Origin of the sequence: Ensifer sp. LC384, assembly GCF_001695865.1 — a bacterium.
Classification (GTDB): Bacteria; Pseudomonadota; Alphaproteobacteria; order Rhizobiales; family Rhizobiaceae; genus Ensifer.
On sequence record NZ_MBST01000066.1, the window covers coordinates 1 to 1,652 of the forward strand.

Below are 1,652 nucleotides of genomic sequence, written 5' to 3' on the forward strand. Positions count from 1 at the left end.
TCCCGATCTCTACATCGCCTGCGGCATCTCCGGGGCGATCCAGCATCTGGCCGGCATGAAGGATTCGAAGGTCATCGTCGCCATCAACAAGGACGAGGAGGCACCGATCTTCCAGGTCGCCGATTACGGCCTCGTCGCCGACCTGTTCGAGGCCCTGCCGGAATTCGAAAAGGCGCTGTGAGCAAGGACATGAGCGAGCGACAAGAGCTGCCCGAGCGCGAGAGCATGGAGTTCGACGTGGTGATCGTCGGGGCGGGACCTGCGGGGCTTTCCGCGGCGATCCGGCTGAAGCAGGTCAATCCGGAACTTTCCGTCGTGGTTTTGGAAAAGGGTGCCGAAGTCGGCGCGCATATCCTGTCGGGCGCCGTCGTCGATCCCATCGGCATCGACCGGCTGCTGCCGGGCTGGCGCGACGAGGCCGAGCATCCGTTCAAGACCGAGGTCACCGACGACCAGTTCCTGCTGCTCGGCCCCGCCGGCTCGATCCGCCTGCCGAACTTCGCCATGCCGCCGCTGATGAACAATCATGGCAACTACATCGTCTCGCTCGGCAATGTCTGTCGCTGGCTGGCCGGCCATGCCGAAGCGCTCGGCGTCGAGATCTATCCGGGCTTTGCCGCCACCGAAGTGCTCTACAACGACGCCGGCGCCGTCATCGGCGTCGCCACCGGCGACATGGGCATCGAGCGCAATGGCGAGCCGGGCCCGAACTTCGCCCGCGGCATGGCGCTCTTGGGCAAATACACGCTGATCGGCGAGGGCGTGCGCGGCTCGCTCGCCAAGCAGCTGATTGCAAAATTCGATCTGTCGAAGGACCGCGACGTCCAAAAATTCGGCATCGGCCTGAAGGAACTGTGGCAGGTCAAGCCGGAGAACCACAGGCCCGGTCTGGTGCAGCACTCGTTCGGCTGGCCGCTCGGCATGAAGACCGGCGGCGGCTCGTTCCTCTACCATCTCGAAGACAACCTGGTTGCCGTCGGCTTCGTCGTGCACCTCAACTACAAGAACCCCTATCTCTTCCCGTTCGAGGAGTTCCAGCGGTTCAAGACCCATCCGGCCATTCGCGGCACCTTCGAAGGCGGCAAGCGGCTGTCCTACGGCGCCCGGGCGATCACCGAGGGCGGTTACCAGTCGGTGCCGAAGCTGTCGTTCCCCGGCGGCGCGCTGATCGGCTGTTCGGCCGGTTTCGTCAACGTGCCGCGCATCAAGGGCAGCCACAATGCGGTGCTGTCGGGCATGCTCGCCGCCGACAAGCTGGCGGAAGCGATCGCCTCGGGCCGCGCCAATGACGAGCCGGTCGAGATCGAGAACGAATGGCGCCAGACCGACATCGGCAAGGATCTGAAGCGGGTGAGAAACGTCAAGCCGCTGTGGTCGAAGTTCGGCACCGCGCTCGGTGTGGCGCTCGCAGGCCTCGACATGTGGACCAACCAGCTGTTCGGCTTCTCCTTCTTCGGCACGCTGAAGCACGGCAAGACCGACGCTCAGTCGCTGGAGCCGGCAGCCAAGCACAGACGCATCGACTATCCGAAACCCGACGGCGTCTTGACCTTCGATCGGCTGTCCTCGGTGTTCCTGTCGAACACCAACCACGAGGAAGACCAGCCGATCCACCTGCAGGTGAAGGACCCGGAGCTGCAGCGCAGCTCGGA

General features: G+C 64.4%; 2 protein-coding genes. Both read left to right on the top strand.

Going from position 1 to position 1,652, the window contains the following annotated elements; translation table 11 throughout:
- Positions 1-181 (top strand): FAD-binding protein (locus tag BC363_RS29250; RefSeq protein WP_202618636.1); only part of this gene is annotated, 181 nt, incomplete at its 5' end.
- Between the two features lie 8 nt (positions 182-189).
- The coding region (locus BC363_RS29255; RefSeq protein ID WP_065793352.1) for an electron-transfer flavoprotein:ubiquinone oxidoreductase at positions 190-1,652 on the top strand (1,463 nt) is incomplete at its 3' end.